This is a genomic window from Janthinobacterium sp. SUN073 (genome assembly GCF_030397665.1).
Classification (GTDB): Bacteria; Pseudomonadota; Gammaproteobacteria; order Burkholderiales; family Burkholderiaceae_D; genus Janthinobacterium.
This window is the reverse complement of record NZ_JAPUBT010000001.1, coordinates 493,926-514,881: the sequence shown is the minus strand read 5'-3', so window position 1 is coordinate 514,881 and position 20,956 is coordinate 493,926. Positions and strand designations below refer to the sequence as shown.

Here is a 20,956-nt window from a genome sequence, read left to right as displayed (position 1 = left end):
AGCACAGTTTAGGAGCACACCATGTGTGGCATCGTCGGCGTCGTTTCCCATCAACCTGTCAATCAATTGCTCTATGATGCATTGTTGCTCTTGCAACATCGCGGTCAGGACGCGGCAGGGATTGCGACCAATCACAGCAGTATGTTTTCCATGCACAAAGCCAATGGCCTCGTGCGTGACGTCTTCCGTACGCGCAACATGCGTTCGCTGCAAGGCACGACGGGCATCGGCCATTGCCGCTACCCGACGGCCGGTTCGTCGAGCGAAGAGGAAGCACAACCGTTTTATGTGAATGCGCCGTTCGGCATCACCCTGGCGCACAATGGCAACCTGACCAACTGGGAACAGTTGAAACAGGAAATGTTCAAAAATGACCGCCGCCACATCAATACCGATTCCGATTCGGAAGTGCTGCTCAACGTGCTGGCGCATGAAATCCAGGAAGCGACAACGGGCCTGAACCTGGACCCGGAAGCCATCTTCAAGGCCATCACCGTGCTGAACCGCCGCGTCAAGGGCGGCTACGCCGCCGTGGCGCAAATCGCCGGCGTGGGCTTGCTGGCCTTCCGCGACCCGCACGGCATCCGTCCGCTGTGCCTGGGTATCAATGAAACGGAGCAAGGCCCCGAATACCTGATCGCCTCCGAATCCGTGGCCCTGGAAGGCATGGGCTTCCGCTTCGTGCGCGACATCGGTCCCGGCGAAGCCGTTTTTATCGATGCCGACAAGAAATTGCACAGCGCCCAGTGCGCCGACAATGCCAGCCTGAATCCCTGCGTGTTCGAATTCGTCTACCTGGCCCGTCCCGACTCCGTCATCGACGGCGCCTCCGTGTACGCCACACGCCTGAAAATGGGCGAATACCTGGCTGAAAAAATCCGTGCCGAATTGCCGGACGTGCATATCGACGTGGTCATGCCGATTCCCGATTCCTCGCGTCCTGCCGCCATCCAGCTGGCACTGGCGCTGAACCTGGAATACCGCGAAGGCTTCATCAAGAACCGCTACATCGGCCGTACCTTCATCATGCCGGGCCAGGCGGCGCGCAAGAAATCCGTGCGCCAGAAGCTCAACGCGATCCCGTCCGAATTCAAGGATAAAGTGGTGTTGCTGGTCGACGATTCCATCGTGCGCGGCACCACCAGCCGTGAAATCGTGCAGATGGCACGCGAAGCGGGCGCGACGAAAGTCATCTTCGCCTCGGCCGCGCCACCGGTGATCTACCCGAACGTGTACGGCATCGACATGCCGACGCGCGATGAACTGATCGCCTACGGCCGCACGACGGAAGAAGTGTGCCGTGAAATCACGGCTGATTACCTGGTGTACCAGGATATCGGTGCGCTCAAACAGGCGATTGCCGATGTCAATCCGGCACTGACGAACTTCGAGGCTTCGTGCTTCGATGGCGTGTACGTGACGGGTGACGTGTCGCAGGAATACCTGGACCGCCTGGAATATGCGCGCCACCATCCGAAGGCGGCAGCGCCGGAAGATACGCCACGTTCCCAGCTGAACCTGAACCTGGCAACGACAGAAGCATAAGTAACCTGCCCGGCCGATGCCGGGCTTTTTTTGGGGTCAGACCTTCAGGTCTGACCCCGGCATTTGCTTTGGGTTAAGCGGCAAATCGAATATCCGGAACTTCCACCATGACCACCAAAAAAACCTACGGCTTTACCACCACCATCCTGCATAACGACCGCCGCAAGGGTATCGAGCACGGCTCGCTGCACAAGCCTGTGCACACCTCCGTCGCGTTCGGCTACAGCGACGCACGCCAGCTCGCTTCCGTGTTCCAGGGCAAGGAGCCCGGTTTCCGCTACGGCCGCCAGGGTAACCCGACGGTGTCCGCGCTGGAAGACAAGGTCAACAAGATGGAAGATGGCGTGGCTACCCTGTGCTTCGCGACCGGCATGGGCGCCATCGGCGCCGTGGTGCAGTCGCTGCTGCGCGCGGGCGACCATGTGGTGTCGTCGGCCTTTTTGTTTGGCAACACCAACAGCCTGTGGCAGACGGTGACGGGGCAGGGCATCGCCGTGTCGTTTGTCGACGCCACCGAGGTGGCCAATGTGGCGGCCGCCATCACGCCGGCCACGCGCATCGTGTTCGTGGAAACCATCGCCAATCCACGCACGCAGATCGCCGACCTGAAAAAAATCGGTGACTTGTGCCGCGAGAAGGGCATCTTGTACATCGTCGACAACACCATGACGACGCCTTACCTGTTCCGCCCGAAAGCGGTGGGCGCGGGCCTGGTGGTCAATGCGCTGACGAAATCCATCGGCGGCCACGGCAATGCGCTGGGCGGCAGCTTGACGGACACGGGCGTATTCGACTGGACGCGGTACCCGAACATTTTCGACAATTATAAAAAGGCGGCGCCAGCCCAGTGGGGCATCGCGCAAATCCGCGCCAAGGCCTTGCGCGATTTCGGCGCCTCGCTGGGCCCGGAGGCGGCGCACCATATCGCCGTGGGCGCGGAAACCATGGCCTTGCGCATGGACCGCACCTGCTCGAACGCCCTGGCGCTGGCCACCATGTTGCAAGCTGACCCTAGAGTGGCGGCAGTGCACTATCCTGGCTTGGCGTCGCACCCGCAGCACGCGCTGGCGACGGACTTGTTCCGCAGCTATGGCTCGCTGTTCAGCTTTGAATTAAAAGAGGGCATCGACTGCTTCGATTTCCTGAATCGCCTGAATCTGGCGATTCCAGCGAGCAACCTCGGTGACACGCGCACCCTGGTCATTCCCGTCGCCCACACGATCTTTTATGAGATGGGTGCCGAGCGCCGTGCCAGCATGGGCATCGCCGAATCGCTGATCCGCGTGTCGGTGGGTATCGAGGATGAGGCCGATTTGCTCGAGGATTTCCTCCAAGCACTCGATGCCTAAGCAGGCGGACAAATGAAAAGGGCCGCGACAGTCATGCTGTTGCGGCCCTTTTTTACGGACAGTGGTTTAATGCCAGCTGCGCATCAGTCCGACGGCGAGGCCCTCCAATGCAAACTCATCTTCCGGCGATACGGTGATGACCTTGAAGTCGGGGTTTTCCGGCAGCAGTTCGATGACGGAGCCCGTTTTCTTGTAGCGTTTGACGGTGACTTCGTCGCCGATGCGGGCCACGACGATCTGGCCGTTCTTGGCGCTGTCGACCTTCTTGACGGCTAATAAATCGCCATCCATGATGCCGGCGTCGCGCATGGACCAGCCGCGCACCTTCAGCAGGAAGTCGGGCTTGGCCGAGAACAGGGCCGGGTCCACGTTGTAGCTCGCTTCCAGGTTTTCCTGTGCCAGGATGGGCGAGCCTGCCGCCACCCTGCCGATCAGGGGCAGCGACATCAGCAGGGCTGCCGGTACCTTCGATGCCGGCGCTTCGGCTGCCGCACCGATCAGGCGGATGCCGCGCGAGGTGCCGGGTGAAATCTCGATCGCGCCCTTGCGGGCCAGGGCCTGCAAATGCTCTTCGGCCGCATTGGCCGATTTGAAACCCAGTTCATTGGCGATTTCGGCACGGGTGGGAGGAAAACCCGTGTTTTCAATCGCGTCCTTGATCAGGTTCAGGATTTGTTCTTGTCGTGCTGTCAGCTTGATCATGAGCGGTGGGTGCATACTAAAATGCTGTCTATATGAACAGTCTGTATTTTTGTACAGTATCGCCCACTATGCAAGGGAATTTGCCTTATTTGCGCGAATTTCGTGCGAAATACTGGAATGCGCAGGAAAAAGCGTCTGGCTGGCCCCGTGCATGGACCGCTTGTTGAAGGAATGATTGAAACGTTTGCAAAAGGCGGTTATAATCTTCGGCTGACCTTCCCACACCCGTCTTGACGCCGGGGTGGGCGATTATCAATCCGACCTGAAGGAGTTTGCATGCGTCATTATGAAATAGTCTTTATCGTCCATCCGGACCAAAGCGAGCAAGTGCCCGCGATGATCGAACGCTACAAAGCCAGCGTAACCACCCGCGGCGGTTCGGTTCACCGCGTGGAAGATTGGGGCCGCCGTCAAATGGCTTACTCGATCCAAAAGCTGCCTAAAGCACACTACATCTGCCTGAACATCGAATGCGACAACGAGACCCTGGTCGAGTTGGAAACAGCATTCAAATTCAATGATGCCGTGTTGCGTCACCTGACCGTTAAAATGAAGAAAGCTGAAACAGCTCCTTCGCCGATGATGAAATCGGTACAACGCGAAGACGCGGCCAAAAGCCACCGCACCGAAGCACCAGCAGCCGCTCCAGCCGCAGCAGCAGCTTAATTTCTGACCAGGATCGTGCGCTGAACCAGCTACAAGTCACCGCCATCATTGCCGAGCGCGAAATATTGCGCTATACCCCGGCAGGGCTGCCGATTGTGAATGCAGTATTGCAACACAGTTCGCAGCAGATGGAAGCAGGGATTGCCCGTTTGACCGAGTTTGATGTTGCCGCGCTAGCCGCTGGCGAAATCTCAGGCCGGTTCAGCCAGGCAAGCTTGGGCGGGGTGTATCAGTTCACGGGTTTCCTGGCCAGGAAGAGCCGCAACAGCAAGAGTTTGGTGTTTCACATCATTGATTTTAGTGCAGTCACCCCGACTAGCGCATATTTAGATACAGGAGCCTGACATGGCATTCGGTAAAAAGTTCGACAAAAATAAGCTCAAGCTTAAAGAAAAACGCAAACAGCAAAACCCGTTGTTCAAACGCAAGAAGTTCTGCCGCTTCACCGCAGCTCACGTTGAGCAAGTCGACTACAAAGATGTCGACACGCTGAAAGACTTCGTCCAAGAAAACGGCAAGATCATGCCAGCACGCCTGACCGGTACCAAAGCGCACTACCAGCGCCAAGTCGACACCGCAATCAAGCGCGCTCGCTTCCTCGCGCTGCTGCCATACACCGATCTGCACCACGCTTAATCGGTCAGATATTCCTGGAGAAGAACTATGCAAATCATTCTGTTAGAAAAAGTTGTTAACGTCGGTAACCTCGGCGAAGTCGTCAAAGTCAAAGACGGTTACGCACGTAACTTCCTGATCCCGCAACGCCTGGCACGTCGTGCCACGGCAACCGCTGTGGCTGAATTCGAAGTCAAGCGCGCCGAACTGGAAAAAGCTGCTGCCGCCAAACTGGCCGCATCGCAAGCCCAGGGCGAAAAACTGAGCGGTCTGACCGTTCAAGTTGCTCAAAAAGCTGGTGTCGATGGCCGTCTGTTCGGTTCCGTCACCAACTTCGACATCGCTGAAGCGCTGACCAAGCAAGGTTTTGCTGTTGAAAAAGCACAAATCCGCATGCCTACCGGCCCGCTGAAGATCGTTGGCGAGCACAACGTTTCGGTTGCTCTGCACACCGACGTGGTCGTGGAAGTCGTTATCGCTGTCGTACCAGACGCGAACGCGTAATTGTCTGCGGGCCTGGCCCGCAAGCATTGCCGTACTATGAAAAGCCGGGTTCGCCCGGCTTTTTTGTGGCCTTTTTTTCGCTCAATTTCAGCCCTTTATTTTTGCCAGCACGCCGAAGCGGGTATAATTCGCGCCATGAACGCCCCCTCTGATCCGCAACTGGATTCCCTCCGTATTCCGCCGCATTCGATCGAAGCAGAACAATCCGTTATCGGTGGTCTGTTGCGCGACAATGCAGCGTATGACCGCATCGCCGACTTCATGCATGCGGAGGATTTCTATCGCTATGACCATCGCATCATCTTCGAGCAAATCGTCAAGATGATTAACGGCTCCAGGCCAGCCGATGTCATTACTGTTTTTGAAACCCTGACCCAGCTCGGCAAGGCCGATGATGTGGGCGGACTCGCTTACCTGAACGCCATGGCGCAAAATACGCCATCGGCCGCGAACATCCGGCGTTATGCCGAGATCGTGCGCGACCGCGGCGTGCTGCGCAAACTTATCACCGTCGCCGACGATATCTCCGGCACGGCCTTCAGCCCGCAAGGCAAGGAAGTCAAGCAGATGCTTGACGAGGCCGAATCGAAGATTTTCGCCATCGCCGAAGAAGGCGCGCGCGGCGCCCAGGGCTGGACCGCCATCCAGCCCCTGCTGACGCAGGTGGTCGAGCGTATCGACGAGCTGTACAGCCGCGACAACCAGAGTGAAATCACGGGCGTGCCCACCGGTTTCATCGACCTCGACCGCATGACTTCCGGTCTGCAGCCGGGCGACCTGGTGATCGTGGCGGGCCGTCCTTCGATGGGCAAGACGGCGTTTTCCGTCAACATCGGCGAAAACGTGGCCATCGACAGCGGCTTGCCCGTGGCCGTGTTTTCGATGGAGATGGGCGGCGCCCAGCTGGCCATGCGTATGCTGGGTTCCGTCGGCCAGCTCGACCAGCATCGTCTGCGCACGGGCCGCCTGAACGACGAAGACTGGCCGCGCCTGACGAATGCGATTCAAAAGATGAACGACGCGCAGTTGTACATCGATGAAACGCCGGCCTTGAATTCGATCGAATTGCGGGCCCGCTCGCGCCGTTTGTCGCGTCAATGCGGCAAGCTGGGCCTGATCATCGTCGATTACTTGCAGCTAATGTCGGCCAATAGCCCGGGCGATAACCGCGCCACGGAGATTTCCGAGATTTCACGGGGCTTGAAAGGCCTGGCGAAAGAACTCGGTTGTCCCGTGATCGCGTTGTCGCAGCTGAACCGCTCGCTGGAGCAACGCCCGAACAAGCGTCCCGTGATGTCGGACTTGCGCGAATCGGGCGCTATTGAGCAGGATGCCGACGTGATCCTGTTCATTTACCGTGACGAGGTGTATAACCCCGACTCGCCAGACAAGGGAACGGCCGAAATCATCATCGGTAAACAACGTAACGGTCCGATCGGCAGCATCCGCCTCACCTTCATGGGGCAGTACACCAAATTTGGCAATTACAGTGGTGGCCTGGCGCTTTACCAAGGCGACTAAGACTCAGCAGCACTGATATTCCATTGGCCGCCCCCTCATACGGGGCGGCTTTCTGTAGTAAATAACACGACTCAATGCTTAACGGAGAATGACATGTTTGGACGCTTGATGCCCACTGAGGGCAAGTTTTTTGAATTGTTTAACCAGCACGCGGAACTGTGCGTCAAGGGCGCTAAAGAAATGCTCGGCCTGATGACCAATTTCGATGACCTGGAAAACCGCGTACATGCGATCGAAAGCATCGAGAAACAGGCGGACAAAGTCACCTACGCCACCGTGGAAATGCTGCACAAGACCTTCATCACGCCGATCGACCGCGACGACATCCATCAGCTGATCACGCGCCAGGACGACATCCTCGACCTGCTGGAAGATGCGGCGCAAACCGTCTCGCTGTACGACCTGAAAGCCGTCACGCCGGAAGCCAAGCGCCTGGCCGAACTGGTGCTGGCCTGTACCGAGAAGGTGCGCGACGCCGTCGCCATGCTGCACAACATGGACAACTCGCGCAAGATCGTCGCCATCTGCGAAGAGATCGACCGCCTGGAATCGGACGCCGACCATGTGATGCGCGCCGCCATGTCCAAACTGTTCCGCGACGAACCGGACGTGCGCAACCTGATCAAGCTGAAAGCGATCTACGAAATTCTGGAAACCGTGACCGACCGTTGCGAAGATGTGTCCAATATTATCGAAGGCATCATCGTCGAAAACGCGTAAGCGTTGGGCCTGTCCTGAACCAGAATCAGAAAAGAAACTACAATGACCATACAAATCAGCATCTACGTGCTAGGCCTGTTGATCGCCCTCGCGCTGCTGTTTGACTTCATGAACGGCTTCCACGATGCCGCCAACGCGATCGCCACGGTGGTCTCGACGGGCGTATTGAAACCGCAGACCGCGGTTGCCATGGCCGCCACGTTCAACTTCGTCGCCATTTTCGTGTTCCACCAGCTGACCGTGGCCGCCACGGTGGGCAAGGGCACGATCGACCCGACGGTGATCGACCAGTACGTGATCTTCGGCGCGCTGATGGGCGCCATCTTCTGGAATTTGTTTACCTGGTACTACGGCATTCCATCGTCGTCCTCGCACGCCCTGATCGGCGGCCTGGTGGGCGCCGCCGTCGCCAAGTCGGGCACGGGCGCGCTGGTCGCGGCCGGCCTGTGGAAAACCGTGGCCTTCATCGTCATCGCACCCGTGCTGGGCTTCGTGTTCGGCTCGATCATGATGCTGCTGGTGTCGTGGATCTTCGTGCGCTCGACGCCACGCAAGGTCGATAAATGGTTCCGCCGTTTGCAACTGGCATCGGCGGCCGCCTACAGCCTGGGCCACGGCGGCAACGATGCGCAAAAGACCATCGGCATCATCTGGATGCTGCTGATCGCCGCCGGCTACTCGAACGCGGCCGACGCCATGCCGCCGCTGTGGGTCATCATCTCGTGCTACACGGCCATCAGCTTCGGCACGCTGTTCGGCGGCTGGCGCATCGTCAAGACCATGGGCCAGAAGATCACCAAGTTGAAACCCGTCGGCGGCTTCTGCGCCGAAACGGGCGGCGCCATCACCCTGTTCGTCTCGACGGCGCTGGGCATTCCCGTGTCGACCACGCACACCATCACGGGCGCCATCGTCGGCGTCGGCTCGGCACAAAAAATGTCGGCCGTGCGCTGGGGTGTCGCGGGCAACATCGTCTGGGCCTGGATCTTCACGATTCCCGCTTCGGCCTTCGTCGCGGCAGTCGCCTGGTGGATTGGCCACCACATCATGTAAGGCGCCTCTGCAAACCTACTGCGCAGCCCACTATCGAATCTCCGTTGCTCGCTGTACTAAAGTACAGCTTCGCTACTCAATCCGATATCGGGCTTGCTCGCTACGGTTTTCAGAGGGCCTTGGGCCAACTGGGTACATTCAAAAAAAGGAACCGCAAGGTTCCTTTTTTTATGCGCCGGCCAGTTCCACCGTGAGCCCCTCGCAGGCGAGGAACACCTGCAAGCCATCCAGGCGGCTCGCATAGCGGCCCATCACGTCGGCAAACACGGCTTCGAGCTGCTCGTCGCTGCGGGTCGGCTCGTGGTGGGTGCAGTACAGGCGCCGCGCGCCGCAGCGCAGGGCCAGGTCGAAGGCGGCATCGAAGGTGCCGTGGCCCCAGCCCTGCTTGGCCGGGTATTCTTCGCGCGTGTACGAGCAATCCATGATCAGCGCATCGACGCCGGCGACCACCGCGTCGATGCCGGCCTGGCGCTGCACATTGCGCTCGGTGCAGGCCGCATGCTCGGCATGGCCCGGCGGATGCAGGTTGTAGAACGGTTCATGGTCGCCGCTGAAAAACAGCGAAGCGCCGCCGCAGTCGATGCGGTAGCCCAGGTTGACCACTGGATGGTTCATTTCCGCGCCGCGCACGCATGCACCTCCCACCTCGACGGTTTCGCCGGGCGCCAGAGTGCGGTATTCGATGCTGGCCGCCATGGCCGCTTCGCTGACGGGAAAATAACTGCCTTGCAGCTGCACCGCCATCACGTGCTCGATGCCGCGTCCGGCGACGGCATCGTACGCGCCGTGCAGGCGCATGCGGTTGCCGGCCACGAACAGGGGGCTGAACATGGGCAGGCCGTGGATGTGGTCCCAGTGGCTGTGCGTGATGAAGACGTGCGCGTCGACCGGCAGGCCGGGCGGCAGTTGCTGCGCCAGCGAGAAGATGCCGCTGCCCGCATCGAGAATGATCAGGCTATCGTTGTCGGTGCGTACTTCGATGCATGTGGTATTGCCGCCATAGCGCGCCGTGCGCGGGCCGGGGGAGGGGATGGAGCCGCGCACGCCCCTGAACGTGAATTTCATTCAGTACCTTGTTACGGTGTAATTATTGTTGATTCTATTCTAATTAATGAAATTGGCGGCAACATTTATGTATGTTGCGATACGGAAAGTTATTTCGTTTTGTTGCAACTAAGTAATGTACAGTGCGCTGGGTGACCGTTACACTGGCGCTTGCCGACTTCTCCTTTTTTGCTTGCCCATTACCTGATTGCCATCAACATGCCTCAGTTGCACCCTGAGAAAATCGCCCACAGACTGGAGCAATTGACCGAACTCAGTGTCGCGCTTGGCCACGGCCTCGGTGGCCAGGGGCGCGATATCGGACCGCTATTGCAGCGCATCGTGCTGCTGGCAAAAAGCATGAGCGGTGCCGATGGCGCCACCCTGTACCGGCCCATGGCCGAGGGCCGCCAACTGGCGTTCGACATCAGCGTCAACGACAGTTTGGGCATCGCGCAGGGGGCCGACATGGGCTTGCCGGGCGTGCCCCTGTTCGATGGCGCTGGTCAGCCCAACCTGGCCTCGGTGGCCGCGTATGCGGCGAACATGCGCCGCAGCGTGAACATCGCCGATGTCTACCGCGACGAGGGCTTCAATTTTTCCGGCATGCGCGACTTTGACCGTCACCATGGCTACCACACGCAATCGATCCTGACGGTGCCCATGAGTGACCACGAGGGCGATCTGATCGGCGTGCTGCAACTGGTGAATGCCCTGGATGGCGACACAGGCCAGGTGCGCGCCTTTTCCTCCACCGACCAGCGCTTCATCGAGGCGCTGGCCGCGCAGGCGGGCGTGGCGCTGACGAATCAGCTGCTCATTTCGCAGCTGGAAGAGCTGCTCGAATCGCTCGTTACCCTGATCAATATCGGCATCGATGAAAAGTCACCCTACACGGGGCGGCACTGCCAGTTCGTGCCCGAACTGACGATGTTGCTGGCCGACGCCGCGCATGCGACCGAGAGCGGGCCATTGGCCGATTTCCGGCTCAGCGACAACGAGCGCAAGCAGCTGTGGCTGGCCGGCCTGCTGCACGATTGCGGCAAGATCACCACGCCCGTGCACGTGGTCGACAAGGCCACCAAGCTGGAAACCATTTTTGATCGTATCGCCCTGATCGACACGCGCTACGAAGTGCTGCTGCGCGACGCCGAGATCGCGGCCCTGCGCCAGCAGGCGGCACAGCCGGAATGCAAGGATGCGATTGCCCGCGCGCTGGCGCAGGAACAGGCGGCCCTGCGCGAAGAGCGCGACTTCATCCGCACGGTCAACATCGGCGGCGAAAGCATGGCGCAGGCCGACCAGGAGCGCGTGCGGCGGATCGCCAGACGGCGCTGGCGCGCGGCCGACGGCGAACTGCGCGATTTTCTCGATGCCGACGAGACGGAAAACCTGACCATCCGCGCCGGCACCCTGACGGCGGCCGAGCGGGCCATCGTCAACAACCATATCAGCGTCTCGATCCGCATGCTCGAAGCACTGCCGTGGCCCAAGCACCTGCAGAAGGTGCCCGAATATGCGGGCGGCCACCACGAGCGCATGGATGGCAAGGGCTATCCGCGCGGGCTGACGAAAGAGCAGATGTCGGTGCCGGCGCGCCTGATGGCGATTGCCGACATTTTTGAGGCGCTGACGGCGCGCGACCGGCCCTACAAGAAGGGCAAGTCGCTGTCCGAATCGCTGCGCATCCTTGGCAATTTCAGCCTGAACGGGCATATCGACCCGGAGCTGTTCGACGTTTTCATCCGCAGCAAAGTCTATCTGACCTTCGCTGAAAAGCACATGCATCCGAGCCAGATCGATGCCGTCGACGAGGCGGCCATTCCGGGCTATACCCCTTGAAGCTGTCGCTGGCCTGGCGCAAGCACGGGGCGCGGTCGCTGCTGGGCGTGTTGCTGATGCTGGCGGCGGCCATGCTGTGCCTGGCCGGCAACGACAATATCGCGCGGCTCGATGCCATGCTGGGCGACTGGCGCATGCGGGCCGAGACGCCGCAGCTGGACCGCCGCATCGTCATCGTCGACATCGACGAGCAAAGCCTGGCCCGGGTGGGCCGCTTCCCGTGGAGCCGCGATATCCAGGCGCGCCTGGTGCGCCAGCTCACCGCGCATTACGGCGTCGCCGCGCTGGGCTTCGATATCGCGTTTCCCGAAGCGGACACCAGTTCCGGCTACGCCGTGCTGCAAGGCCTGGCGCGCGGCGAACTGGCGGGCGTGGCCGGCTTGCCGGCGCAGCTGGAAAAGCTGCGTCCGGCCATGGACTACGATGGCCTGTTTGCCGAGGCCATGCGCGGCCAGCCCGTGGTGCTGGGCTACAGCGTCTCGGAGCAGCAAAGAAAGGGCGTGCTGCCCAAACCGGCCTTCACCGTGGCCGATTTGAACGGGCGCAGCGTGACGGCCTACGTGGCGCGCGGTTACGAAGCCAATATCGCGCCCCTGCAGGCGGCCGCGCGAGGCGCCGGTATCTTCACGGCGCTGACCGATGCCGATGGCGTGGTGCGTTCCTCGACCTTGTTGCAGCGTATCGGCGACGGCTATTATCCGTCGCTGTCGCTGGCCACCGTCGCCGTCTACCTGCGGGCGCGCGCCATCGCCCCCCGTTTTATGGGCACGGCCGATACCCTGTCGGCGCGCGCACTGGCCAGCGGCGGCCTCGAACACATCATGCTGTTTACGCCGCGCGGCGCGCTGGCCATCCCCGTGGGCGAAGCCTTGACCACCACGGTGCAGTACCGCGGCGCGGGTGGTCCCGCTGGCGGCGCCTTCGGCTATGTGTCGGCGTCCGACGTGCTGGCCGGCACGGTGCCGCCTGCGCTGCTGAAGGGCGCCATCGTGCTGGTGGGGACCACGGCGCCCGGCTTGAACGATATCCGCGCCACGCCCGTGAATGCGGAATATCCGGGTGTGGAAGTGCACGCCAACCTGATCAAGTCCATGCTCGACGGGCGCTTCAAGGCGCGGCCCGACTACGCGCTGGCCCTCGAACTGGTGCAGATCGTGCTGTTTGGCCTGTTGCTGGCGGGCGCCCTGGCCGTGCTGCCGCCGGCCGGCGTGATGCTGGCCACCGTGGGCGCGCTGGCGGCCGCCATCGCCATCAACCTGTACCTGTACGCCGTACACGACCTGGTGCTGGGCGGCGCCGTGCTGCTGTTGCTGATCGTTGCGCTATTCATCGCCAACCTGGCGTGGGGCTATTTTTTCGAGGTGCGCAAGGGACGCGCGCTGGTGGCGCGCTTCGGCGAATATGTGGCGCCCGAGCTGGTGGCCGAGATGGCCGACAATCCGCGCCGCTACACCATGGAGGGCGAGAACCGCGAACTGACGGTGCTGTTTGCCGACGTGCGCGGTTTCACGGCCATTTCCGAGCAGCTTGCACCGGCCGCGCTGCGCGAATATATCAATGAATACCTGACGGCCATGTCGGAAGATATCCGCGACAGCCATGGCGGCACCCTGGACAAATACATCGGCGACGCCGTGATGGCGTTCTGGGGGGCGCCCGTCGCCTTTGGCGATCACGCCAACCGCGCCGTGGCCAGCGCCCTGTTGATGCAGCGCAGCGCGGCGCGGCTGAACCAGCGGTTTTGCGCGCGCGGCTGGCCGGCGCTGCGCATCGGTATCGGCATCAATACAGGGGCCATGCATGTGGGCGACATGGGCTCGCGCATCCGCCGCGCCTACACGGTGATGGGTGACAGCGTCAACCTGGCCGCGCGCCTGGAAGGCGCCAGCAAGCTGTATGGCGTGGGCATCGTCGTGGGCCAGGCCACGCGCGCCGCCGCTGCGGACTTTGTCTACCGCGAAATCGATCGCATACGCGTGCTGGGCAAGCAGGAAGCCGTGGCCATCTTCGAACCGCGCTGCCTGCTGGCCGACGCCGACGGGGCAGAGCTGGCGCAGCTGGAGCGCTGGCACGCGGTGCTGGCTATGCTGCGCGCGCGCGACTGGGCCGCCGCCAGCGCGCAGCTGGCCCGCTTGCAGGCGGACTTTCCCGACGATAGCCTGTACCGCCTGTACGCGGCACGTCTGGACCACTATCGTCACCTGCCGCCACCTGCCGACTGGGACGGCGTGACCGTATTAAATAGCAAGTAAGCCTGCGGTCGTGGCGGGAACGCAGGCAATGGCGCCATTTTTCAGCATTGCGGGCACACTGTTTGCTGCACTGCGATGAAAATCCCGGCGAAATGTTAGAAATTTCTGACTAGAAACTAAAAGCCGTCTAAAATTTGCCTTCAATCCATTGCCGGATACGCTGGCGCCTGCGGGCCGCGCGCTTGTCCGGTTACACAAGAAATCCTACACATGACCTATCGTTTGGTGCACCTGCTTGCGGGTTCCGCGCTGCTGTTCGCCGTCGGCGCCGCCGGCGCTGCCGTTTCCATGGATGAAGCTGCTCCTGCGATGCAGGAGGACGGCGTGCCGCGCTTCGACATCCGCCGCTTCGACGTCCAGGGCAACACCCTGCTCACGCAAGCGCAGGTGCAAGCCCTGCTGGCGCCCTATGTGGGAGCACAGCACGACTTTTCCGACATCGCCCGCGCCGTCGAGGCGCTGGAGGGGGCCTACCGTGAGCGAGGTTACAGCGCCGTGCAGGTGCAATTGCCCGAACAGGAACTGGAACGTGGCGTGGTGCGCCTGAGCGTGCTGCAAACGCCGCTGGGCAAGCTTGTCATCAACGGCAATGCCTGGGTCGACGAGGCCAACGTGCGGCGCGCCTTGCCGTTTCTTCGCGAAGGCGAGACGCCGAACTTGCCGGCCCTGTCGCAAAGCCTGAAGCTGGCCAATGAAAACCCGGCGCGCAAGATCGAGGTGCGGCTGCAGGCCGACGAGCCGGCGGGCGCCATCGACGCCATCGTCACGGTGGCCGATGAAAAGCCCTGGAAAGCCATGCTCAACGTGGACAATACGGGCAGTGCGCAAACGGGCAAGACGCACGTGGGCGTGGTGCTGCAGCATGCCAACCTGTTCGGCCGCGATCATGTGGCCAGCCTGCAATACACGAGCAGCCTGGAAAAGCCGGACAAGGTGGGCGTGTATGGCGCCGGCTACCACTTGCCGCTGTATGCGCTGGGCGACTCGATGGATTTTTTTGCCAGTTACTCGAACGTCGATTCGGGCAGCGTTTCGGCCGGTATTTTCGACCTGGCCGTCAGCGGGCAGGGCAGCATGGCCGGCATCCGCTACAACCAGAACTTTGCCCGCAGCGGAGATTTCGAACCCAAGCTCGTGTATGGCATCGACTACAAGGCTTACCGCAACAGCGTGCAATTGTTCGGCATGGAACTGGGCGCCGACGTCAGCGTGCATCCGCTCAGCGTCAGCTACATCGGCAACTGGATAGTGCCCGCGGGCGAGACCAGCGTGGCCGTCACGTTCGCGCATAACATTCCCGGTGGCAAGCACGGCGCGCAAGCCGATTTCGACCGCGTGCGCGCACATGCCAAGGCGGCCTACAACACCGTGCGCCTGAGCGCCAGCACGGGGCGCGTGCTGGCCGACGACTGGCAATGGCGCGCGCTGGTCAACGCGCAAGTCACCCCGGACGCGCTGGTGCCGGGCGAGCAGTTCGGCGCCGGCGGCGCCGCGTCCGTGCGCGGTTTTGCCGAGCGCGAGGTGGCCAATGATTCGGGCGTCAACCTGAACCTGGAACTGTACACGCCGAACTGGTGCGGCCAGGCGCTCGCTTACCAATGCCGCGCGCTGGCCTTCTATGACACGGCCTGGCTGCGCCGCAACCATGGGCTGCCCGGCGAAAGCGCGTCGCAAGGCATCGCCAGCGGCGGCCTCGGCCTGCGTTTGCTGTTGAGCCGCTACGCCAATCTGCAACTCGATTACGCCCATGTCGTCAATGGCGGCGACACGGGACAGCGGGGCGCCAACCGCCTGCATTTCCGCCTCGCCTTGGCCTACTAGCATCAGGATGAACACCATGCACAATCACGTCCAGCACGCCTCCGTTTTCGTCCTGACGCCATCTTTTTCGTCCCCCTTTGCGCCGCCCTTGCGCCGCACGGCGCTGGCGCTGCTGCTGGCCGGTTGCTTCGGCGCCGCGCAGGCCAACCCCGCCTTGCCGCAGGTGGTCAATGGACAGGCGACGTTCAACCAGCAGGGCAATGTATTTTCGATCACGAATACGCCCAATACCATCATCAACTGGCAGAGTTTTTCCATCCATGCGGGCGAAATCACGCGCTTCATCCAGCAAAACGGCAATAGCGCCGTGCTCAACCGCATTACAGGACAAGACCCCAGCAAGATCCTGGGCGCGCTCGAATCGAACGGCAAGGTCTTCCTGATCAACCCGAACGGCATCGTCTTCGGCCAGGGGGCGAAAGTGGATGTGAACGGACTGGTGGCCTCCAGCCTGGGCATGACGAACGAGGATTTCCTGGCCGGCAAGCGCCAGTTCGCGGCGGGCGGCGTGGCCGGCGGCGTCAGCAATGCGGGTGTGCTCAATGCGGGCAAGGGCGGACAAGTGCTGCTGATCGCACCGAACGTGGAAAACACGGGCATCATCACGGCGCCGAATGGCGAAGTGATCCTGGCGGCCGGGCGCAGCGTGCAGTTGGCCGACCCCGGCAATCCGCAATTGCGCGTGCTGGTCTCGGCGCCAACGGACCAGGCGCTGAACCTGGGGCAGATCATCGCCCAGGGCGGCGGCATCGGCATGGCCGGCGCGCTGGTCAGCCAGCGCGGCGTGCTCAACGCGAATAGCGCCGTCGTCGGCGAGAACGGCAGGATCGTGCTCAAGGCCAGCGGCAAGGCCTTGCTCGAAGCGGGCAGCGTGACCAGCGCCACGGGCGCGGCCGGCAAGGGCGGCGAGGTGCGCGTGCTGGGCGAGCAGGTGGGTTTGCTGGGCAATGCGCACGTCGACGCCAGCGGTGCCACGGGCGGCGGCACGGTCTTGCTGGGCGGCGATTACCAGGGCAAGAACGCGGCCGTGCAAAATGCGCGGCAAGTACTCGTCGGCAAGGACGCCAGCGTCCATGCCGATGCGATTGTCAGCGGCAACGGCGGCAAGGTCATCGCCTGGGGCAATGAATCGGCCCAGGTGCACGGCAGCATTTCCGCGCGCGGCGGTGCGGCCGGCGGCGATGGCGGTTTCGTGGAAACCTCGGGGCACTATCTGGCCGTCGATGGCGCCAGGGTCGATACGCGCGCCCGCGCGACGCGCGGCAAGACGGGTGACTGGCTGCTCGATCCGTATGACATCGACGTGGTCGCCGGCAATGGCGGCGCGCTGAGCGGCGTCAATGATTTTTCGGATGCGCCGACGACGGGCACCACCACTATCGGCGCGGGCCTGATTTCGGCGGCCACCAGCAATGTGGTGCTGCAGGCGCAGCACGACATCAACTTCAACGCAGTCGTCGCCATCGCCCAGGCTGGCGTGGGACTCACGGCGCAGGCTGGCAACAGCATCAACGTCAACCAGGCCATTACCACCAATGGCGGCCCGCTGATCCTGTCGGCCAACGACAATGGCGGCGCCACGGCACAAGGCAGCTCGGCCGTCTTGCATGTCGATGCGGCCCTTGCCAGCCAGGGCGGCAGCGTTGCGCTGACGGGCGCCGATATCGTCTTCGGCGTGGCGGGCAGCTTGAATGTCGGCGGCGGCAATGCGGAACTGCGGGCCAACAAATTCGACGGACGCATCGTCCTCAATGGCAGCGGCGGACAGATCGTCGGCACGGCGGTGGGGCAGACATTGCTGTTGCAGGCCGATAACATGAATTTGCAGGGCGGCGTGGCCTACGGCGGTGCGGCGGGCGGCGCCGCGGTGACCTTGCGCGCGGAGTCGGCCAACCGTGAAATCAATCTTGGCAGCAAGGCGGTTGGCAAACTCAGCCTGTCTAGCGCCGACCTGAATGCTATTTCTGCAGCGAACCTCACGCTCGGCCATGCCGCCATGACAGGCGCCATCGGCGTCGACCAGGCGGTGACGGTGGCGAGCGGCGCCACGGGGCCGGCTACCTTGCAACTGATGACGGGCGGCGCCATCGCGATCGATCATGCGCTAGCTGTGGCCGGCAGCCTGAGCCTCACTGCGGGATCGACAGTCAGTGCCGCGGGCGCCGTCAATGTGGGTGCGACCTTCAGGTTGGCCAGCGGCACCTGGACGCAAAATACGACCGGCCTGCCAGCCTTTTCAGCCGGCAATTTCATTATCGCTCCCGGCGCCAGTTTCTTGCGCGCTACAAACGGCGACGGCAGCGTGGGCGCACCGTATGTCATCGCCGACGTGTATGGCTTGCAAGGCATCGCCAGCCTGGACCTGAGTAACAGCTATCGCCTGGCCGGCAATATCGATGCCAGCGGCACGGGCGCCTGGAATGACGGCGCCGGTTTTCGTCCCATCGCGCATAGCGACTCGGGCGGTTTTTCCGGGGTGCTGGACGGCGCCGGCTATGCCATCAGCGGCTTGCAGATCCACGGCGAGAGCGCGCCGAACGGCAACCTGAACACCGGCCTGTTTGGCAAGTTGGGTAACGGTACGACAGGCACGGTGCGCCAGTTGAACCTGCTGGGTGGCAATGCCAGCGGCAACAACAATGTGGGTGCCGTGGCCGGCGTGGTCGCCGCGGGCGGCAAGATAGAGCAGGTGCAAAGCAGCATGAGCGTGACCGGCCAGGATGGCGTCGGCGGCCTGGCGGGCATCAACCAGGGCCGCATTGCCGTGTCGTACGCCAGCGGCGGCGTCAGCGGCGCACGCAATCTGGGCGGCCTGGTGGGCAGCAACCAGGGTACGCTGGCCGATGTCTACGCCACCGGCGCGGTCGGGGCGGCCGGCAATGCGGATGCCGGGATCGCGCGCGAGCATATCGGCGGCCTGGCTGGCGAGAACACGGGCAGCATCAGCAATGCCTATGCCAGCGGCGCCATCGCTGGCGGGGGCTTCAGTGCGGTGGGCGGCTTGGTCGGCAGCAATAGCGGCGCCTTGGCCAGCACCTACTGGAATATCGACAGCTCCGGCCAGGCGAACGATGGCGGTACCAGCATCGGCCGCACGGCGGCGCAGATGTCGCGCCAGTCGAGCTTCGATGGTTTTGCCTTCGGCGCCTCGCCCATCTGGCGCATCTATGACGGCTACACGACGCCGATGCTGAAGGCTTTCCTGAAGCCGCTGCAAGTGACGGCGGCGGGCCAGCCTGCCAGCCAGGTCTACGATGGACAGTTCGCCAGCTTCAACGGCACGCTCGCCTATCTGGGCTTGCTCGATGGCGACACAGCGGCCAACGGCAGCCTGGGCTTCCAGTCGGCGCGCAATGTGGGCAATTACGATGTGACGGGCCTGTGGTCGACCAAGTACGACATCAGTCTGGGCGGCACGACCACCCTGGCCATCACGCCGCGCGCGCTGACGGTCAGCGTGGGCGGCAGCAAGGTCTACGATGCGCAGCTGGGCTTTGGCAACGCCAGCTTTGTGCTGGGCAATGTGGTGGCGGGCGACAGCATCACGGCCAGCGGCAGCGCCGTGTTCCTCGACAAGAACGCGGGCAACGGCAAGGCCTTGCACGCGAGCGGCATCGCGCTCGAGGGCAATGGCCTGGGCAACTACAGCTTGGCGGCCACGACGGTGGAAGGCGTGGCCGACATCACGCCGCAGCTGCTGAACTTTGGCGTCACGGGTGCACAGAGCCGCGTCTACGACGGCAGCTTGCAAACGGGCCTGAATGGCTATTTCGAAGGCCTGCTGACGGGCGACCAGGTCGCCATGGCCGGCTTGCAGGGCAGTTTCCGCGACAAGAATGTCGGCACTGGCAAAGTGGTCGATTATCAGGTGACGACGGGCCACCTGACGGGCGCCGATGCGGGCAACTATGTGCTCAATGGAAATGCGGGCAGTACCACGGCCGACATCACGGCGCGCCAGCTGAACTATGGCGTCACGGGTGCGCAGAGCCGTGTCTACGACGGCAGCTTGCAAACGGGCCTGAATGGCTATTTCGAAGGCCTGCTGACGGGCGACCAGGTCGCCATGGCCGGCTTGCAGGGCAGTTTCCGCGACAAGCATGCAGGCACTGGCAAAGTGGTCGATTATCAGGTGACGACGGGCCACCTGACGGGCGGCGATGCGGGTAACTATGTGCTGGCCAGTAATGCGGGCAGCACCACGGCCGACATCGCGGCGCGCACCCTGAACGTGAGTTTTACTGGTCTCAACAAGACGTATGACGGCACGACGGGCGCGCAAGTGAACTTTGGCGACGACCGCATCCAGGGCGACGCCTTGAGCGTGAGCGGCAGCTCTGCGTTTGGCAACAGGAACGCGGGAAGCGGCAAGGCTGTGAATGTGACGAACGTGGCGTTGAGCGGTGGCGATGCGGGCAACTATGTGCTGGCCAGTAATGCGGGCAGCACCACGGCCGACATCGCGGCGCGCACCCTGAACGTGAGTTTTACTGGTCTCAACAAGACGTATGACGGCACGACGGGCGCGCAAGTGAACTTTGGCGACGACCGCATCCAGGGCGACGCCTTGAGCGTGAGCGGCAGCTCTGCGTTTGGCAACAGGAACGCGGGAACCGGCAAGGCCGTGAATGTGACGAACGTGGCGTTGAGCGGCGGCGATGCGGGCAACTACGTGCTGAGCAGCAATGCGGGCAGCACCACGGCCGATATCGCGGCGCGCCTCCTGAACGTGAGTTTTAACGGCATCAACAAGACGTATGACGGCACGACGGGCGCGCAAGTGAACTTTGGCGACGACCGCATCCAGGGCGACGTCTTGAGCGTGAGCGGCAATGGCGCGTTTGGCAACAGGAACGCGGGGACCGGCAAGGTCGTGAATGTGACGAATGTGGCGTTGAGCGGCGGCGATGCGGGCAACTACGTGCTGAGCAGCAATGCGGGCAGCACCACGGCCGATATCGCGGCGCGCACCCTGAACGTGAGTTTTACTGGTCTCAACAAGACGTATGACGGCACGACGGGCGCGCAAGTGAACTTTGGCGACGACCGCATCCAGGGCGACGCCTTGAGCGTGAGCGGCAGCTCTGCGTTTGGCAACCGGAACGCGGGAACCGGCAAGGCCGTGAATGTGACGAATGTGGCGTTGAGCGGTGGCGATGCGGGCAACTATGTGCTGGCCAGTAATGCGGGCAGCACCATGGCCGACATCGCGGCGCGCACCCTGAACGTGAGTTTTACTGGTCTCAACAAGACGTATGACGGCACGACGGGCGCGCAAGTGAACTTTGGCGACGACCGCATCCAGGGCGACGCCTTGAGCGT

The 20,956-nt window shown here is 62.3% G+C and carries 15 protein-coding genes; 13 read left to right on the top strand and 2 right to left on the bottom strand.

The window, feature by feature from the left end:
• Nucleotides 1-21 precede the first annotated feature (21 nt).
• Both purF and O0882_RS02410 read left to right on the top strand, forming a co-directional pair.
• The gene (gene purF, locus O0882_RS02415) at nucleotides 22-1,545 is read left to right on the top strand and encodes an amidophosphoribosyltransferase (RefSeq protein ID WP_071076105.1); all 1,524 of its coding nucleotides are present in this window, start codon (nucleotides 22-24) and stop codon (nucleotides 1,543-1,545) included.
• A gap of 107 nt (nucleotides 1,546-1,652) precedes the next feature.
• Nucleotides 1,653-2,894, top strand: coding sequence for a cystathionine gamma-synthase family protein (locus O0882_RS02410; RefSeq protein WP_289945057.1), 1,242 nt, complete (start codon nucleotides 1,653-1,655; stop codon nucleotides 2,892-2,894).
• Nucleotides 2,895-2,960: 66 nt separating this feature from the next.
• On the opposite strand, the gene lexA is transcribed toward O0882_RS02410, so the two are convergent.
• Nucleotides 2,961-3,596: a transcriptional repressor LexA gene (lexA, locus tag O0882_RS02405; RefSeq protein ID WP_071076106.1), complete on the bottom strand. Its 636-nt coding sequence runs from the start codon at nucleotides 3,594-3,596 to the stop codon at nucleotides 2,961-2,963.
• A gap of 276 nt (nucleotides 3,597-3,872) precedes the next feature.
• Between lexA and rpsF the strand changes: the two genes are divergently transcribed.
• The 7 genes from rpsF (at nucleotide 3,873) to O0882_RS02370 (ending at nucleotide 8,675) form a co-directional block, all read left to right on the top strand.
• Nucleotides 3,873-4,262: a 30S ribosomal protein S6 gene (gene rpsF / locus O0882_RS02400; RefSeq protein WP_034750499.1), complete on the top strand. Its 390-nt coding sequence runs from the start codon at nucleotides 3,873-3,875 to the stop codon at nucleotides 4,260-4,262.
• A gap of 20 nt (nucleotides 4,263-4,282) precedes the next feature.
• Complete coding sequence (priB, locus tag O0882_RS02395) at nucleotides 4,283-4,606, top strand: primosomal replication protein N (RefSeq protein ID WP_289946785.1); 324 nt, start codon at nucleotides 4,283-4,285, stop codon at nucleotides 4,604-4,606.
• Nucleotide 4,607: 1 nt separating this feature from the next.
• The gene (gene rpsR, locus O0882_RS02390; protein WP_010400024.1) at nucleotides 4,608-4,898 is read left to right on the top strand and encodes a 30S ribosomal protein S18; all 291 of its coding nucleotides are present in this window, start codon (nucleotides 4,608-4,610) and stop codon (nucleotides 4,896-4,898) included.
• Between the two features lie 27 nt (nucleotides 4,899-4,925).
• Nucleotides 4,926-5,381, top strand: coding sequence for a 50S ribosomal protein L9 (gene rplI / locus O0882_RS02385; protein WP_034783456.1), 456 nt, complete (start codon nucleotides 4,926-4,928; stop codon nucleotides 5,379-5,381).
• A gap of 135 nt (nucleotides 5,382-5,516) precedes the next feature.
• Complete coding sequence (locus O0882_RS02380; protein WP_071076107.1) at nucleotides 5,517-6,902, top strand: replicative DNA helicase; 1,386 nt, start codon at nucleotides 5,517-5,519, stop codon at nucleotides 6,900-6,902.
• 93 nt (nucleotides 6,903-6,995) lie between these two features.
• Nucleotides 6,996-7,622, top strand: coding sequence for a DUF47 domain-containing protein (locus tag O0882_RS02375; protein ID WP_010400015.1), 627 nt, complete (start codon nucleotides 6,996-6,998; stop codon nucleotides 7,620-7,622).
• Between the two features lie 42 nt (nucleotides 7,623-7,664).
• On the top strand, nucleotides 7,665-8,675 hold the full coding sequence (locus tag O0882_RS02370; protein ID WP_141170295.1) for an inorganic phosphate transporter: 1,011 nt from the start codon (nucleotides 7,665-7,667) through the stop codon (nucleotides 8,673-8,675).
• A gap of 168 nt (nucleotides 8,676-8,843) precedes the next feature.
• Here the strand turns inward: O0882_RS02370 and O0882_RS02365 are convergent, their stop codons facing one another.
• Nucleotides 8,844-9,740 carry an MBL fold metallo-hydrolase gene (locus tag O0882_RS02365; RefSeq protein WP_289945053.1) on the bottom strand — a complete coding sequence of 299 codons (897 nt, stop codon included), beginning with the start codon at nucleotides 9,738-9,740 and terminating at the stop codon, nucleotides 8,844-8,846.
• Nucleotides 9,741-9,938: 198 nt separating this feature from the next.
• Here O0882_RS02365 and O0882_RS02360 point away from each other — a divergent pair, with 198 nt between their 5' ends.
• The 4 genes from O0882_RS02360 to O0882_RS02345 all read left to right on the top strand — a co-directional run.
• Nucleotides 9,939-11,561: an HD family phosphohydrolase gene (locus O0882_RS02360; RefSeq protein ID WP_289945051.1), complete on the top strand. Its 1,623-nt coding sequence runs from the start codon at nucleotides 9,939-9,941 to the stop codon at nucleotides 11,559-11,561.
• Between the two features lie 56 nt (nucleotides 11,562-11,617).
• Nucleotides 11,618-13,813, top strand: coding sequence for an adenylate/guanylate cyclase domain-containing protein (locus O0882_RS02355; protein WP_289946783.1), 2,196 nt, complete (start codon nucleotides 11,618-11,620; stop codon nucleotides 13,811-13,813).
• A 210-nt stretch (nucleotides 13,814-14,023) separates the two neighbouring features.
• A complete protein-coding gene (locus tag O0882_RS02350) occupies nucleotides 14,024-15,634 on the top strand; it encodes a ShlB/FhaC/HecB family hemolysin secretion/activation protein (RefSeq protein WP_289945049.1) in 1,611 nt (536 codons plus the stop codon).
• 16 nt (nucleotides 15,635-15,650) lie between these two features.
• The coding region (locus tag O0882_RS02345; protein WP_289945047.1) for a YDG domain-containing protein at nucleotides 15,651-20,956 on the top strand (5,306 nt) is incomplete at its 3' end.

Coding starts and splice junctions, on each gene's coding strand:
- purF (WP_071076105.1), top strand. CDS start 22: ATGTGTGGCATCGTCGGCGTCGTTTCCCATCAACCTGTCAATCAATTG.
- O0882_RS02410 (WP_289945057.1), top strand. CDS start 1,653: ATGACCACCAAAAAAACCTACGGCTTTACCACCACCATCCTGCATAAC.
- lexA (WP_071076106.1), bottom strand. CDS start 3,596: ATGATCAAGCTGACAGCACGACAAGAACAAATCCTGAACCTGATCAAG.
- rpsF (WP_034750499.1), top strand. CDS start 3,873: ATGCGTCATTATGAAATAGTCTTTATCGTCCATCCGGACCAAAGCGAG.
- rpsR (WP_010400024.1), top strand. CDS start 4,608: ATGGCATTCGGTAAAAAGTTCGACAAAAATAAGCTCAAGCTTAAAGAA.
- rplI (WP_034783456.1), top strand. CDS start 4,926: ATGCAAATCATTCTGTTAGAAAAAGTTGTTAACGTCGGTAACCTCGGC.
- O0882_RS02380 (WP_071076107.1), top strand. CDS start 5,517: ATGAACGCCCCCTCTGATCCGCAACTGGATTCCCTCCGTATTCCGCCG.
- O0882_RS02375 (WP_010400015.1), top strand. CDS start 6,996: ATGTTTGGACGCTTGATGCCCACTGAGGGCAAGTTTTTTGAATTGTTT.
- O0882_RS02370 (WP_141170295.1), top strand. CDS start 7,665: ATGACCATACAAATCAGCATCTACGTGCTAGGCCTGTTGATCGCCCTC.
- O0882_RS02365 (WP_289945053.1), bottom strand. CDS start 9,740: ATGAAATTCACGTTCAGGGGCGTGCGCGGCTCCATCCCCTCCCCCGGC.
- O0882_RS02360 (WP_289945051.1), top strand. CDS start 9,939: ATGCCTCAGTTGCACCCTGAGAAAATCGCCCACAGACTGGAGCAATTG.
- O0882_RS02355 (WP_289946783.1), top strand. CDS start 11,618: ATGCTGGCGGCGGCCATGCTGTGCCTGGCCGGCAACGACAATATCGCG.
- O0882_RS02350 (WP_289945049.1), top strand. CDS start 14,024: ATGACCTATCGTTTGGTGCACCTGCTTGCGGGTTCCGCGCTGCTGTTC.